This is a genomic window from Hymenobacter agri (assembly GCF_054778495.1).
Window position 1 is genome coordinate 1 of sequence record NZ_BAAGZM010000672.1, and the last position, 2,167, is coordinate 2,167.

General features: G+C 62.6%; 1 protein-coding gene. It reads right to left on the reverse strand.

The window, feature by feature from the left end; genetic code table 11:
• Nucleotides 1–1,680, reverse strand: a 1,680-nt coding sequence (gene lon / locus ACYVDE_RS20880; protein WP_460503467.1) for an endopeptidase La, incomplete at its 3' end; no start/stop codon positions are given.
• Between the last annotated feature and the right edge of the window lie 487 nt (nt 1,681–2,167).

Consider the following 2,167-nt stretch of genomic DNA (forward strand, 5'->3'; position numbering starts at 1 on the left):
CGTCACGGCCGCCAGCTTGCGCTCGAGGCCGCGCACGCCGCTTTCGCGGGTGTAGTCGTCGGCCACGCGGTGCAGGGCCGCGTCGGTTATCTTCACTTCGGCCTCGCCCAGGCCGTGCTCCTTCAGCTGCTTCGGCCAGAGGTGCTTGCGGGCAATCTGCACCTTCTCCTCCTGGGTATATCCGGTGAGGTCGATGATTTCCATGCGGTCGCGCAGGGCGGGCTGAATGGTATCGAGCGAGTTGGCGGTGGCAATAAAGAGCACCTTCGAGAGGTCGTACTCCACCTCCAGGTAGTTGTCGGTGAAGGTGGCGTTCTGCTCGGGGTCGAGCACTTCGAGCAGCGCCGAACTGGGGTCGCCGCGGAAGTCGGAACTCACCTTGTCAATCTCATCAAGAATGATGACCGGGTTCGAAGTGCCGGCCTTCTTAATCTGCGAGATAATGCGGCCGGGCATGGCCCCCACGTATGTTTTGCGGTGCCCGCGAATCTCGGCCTCGTCGCGCACGCCGCCCAGGCTCATGCGGATGTACTTACGGCCCATGGCATTGGCAATGCTGCGGCCCAGCGAGGTTTTGCCCACGCCTGGCGGGCCGTAGAGGCACAGAATGGGCGCTTTCAAATCCTGCTTCAGCTTGAGCACGGCGATGTACTCGAGGATGCGCTCCTTCACTTTCTCGATGCCGAAATGGTCGGCGTCGAGGATTTTCTTGGTTTGCTTGAGGTTGAACTTGTCCTTCGTGAACTCGCCCCAGGGCAAATCAAGCAAAAACTCCACGTAGTTGATGCTCACCGAATAATCGGGGGCCATAGGGTTGATGCGGGCCAGCTTTTCCATCTCCTTTTTGAAGTGGAGCGCCACGCTCTCGGGCCATTTTTTGGTTTCGGCGCGGGCGCGCAGGCGGTTCACGTCGTCCTCGCTGCCATCGGGGCCCAGCTCGTCCTGCAGGGTTTTGAGCTGCTGGCGCAGGAAGTACTCGCGCTGCTGCGCGTCGATGCCGGTGTGGGTTTTCGAGCGGATGTCCTGCTTGATTTCGAGCAGCTCGGCCTGGCTGAGCAGGGCTTCGAGCAGCTGGCGGGCCTGCTCCTCGGGGTCGGCCAGCTCCAGCAGCTTCTGCTTGGCGGCCAGGTCGAGCTGCACGTTGCTGCTGAGGAAGTGCGTGAGGAAGGCCGGCGACTGAATGCCGTCGAGCATGGCGCGGGCCTCCACCGGAATTTCGGGCGTGAGCTCCAGCACTTTGGTGGCGGCCTCGCGCAGGGCTTGCAATAGGGCAAACTCGCCGGGCACGTCGGGGCTCAGCGCCACTTCGGGGAAGTAGCTGACGCGGGCCGTGAGCGGCGTAAAGCTCAGCTGCTCCTCGATGCGAAAGCGCACCTGGCCCTGCAGAATGATGGTAATCTGACCATCGGGCTGCTCCAGCAATTTCAGAATGCGGGCCAGGGTGCCCACGGGGTGCAGCTCGTCGGTGGCGGGCTCATCGGCGTTGGGGTCGAGCTGGGCCACTACGCCCAGGAGCTTGTCGGCGGCGTAGGCTTTGCGAACCAGCTTCACGCTTTTCTTGCGGGCCACCGTCACGGGCAGTACCACACCGGGGAAGAGCACGGTGTTGCGCACGGGCAGCAGCGGCAGGGTGGCCGGGGCGTCGTCGCCGCGCAGCAGGTGGTCGGGGTCGGCGGCCATGATGGCAATTGCTTCGGGTTGGGAATGAGCGTCGCCGAGAGCTCCCAGCGGGAACGAGGCGGAATAGAATAAGGAGGCCGGATGCATGAACAGAAATAAGGTGGACGCGCGGGCGCGGGTGCCACAATGGCAGCCCGGCGGCTACTTGCGCCAGAAGTACAAGGTACGGCGAACCGCGCCGAAAGGCTTTCAAGGGCCGTGCCAGCGCGAGGCATCGGCCAAAGCGGCGTAGCGCGAAGTATTTCCGGCAACGTTTTCGGTAAATCACTAATTTGGTGGCAACTTGCACAACATATTATAGTTTTATTACTCTACCAATGCCCGTTTTGATGCGTGGGTTTTTACAGGCGCTGCTAATTGCACTGTTGGGCATGAGCCTAGGGCTAAGCCCGGCCGTAGCTCAGCGCCGCCCGGCGAAGAAAATTCCTGCCGCCGCTTCGCCCTCGGCCGATACTACCAGCGGCGGCGCGTCGGCGGCCCCGCGCAA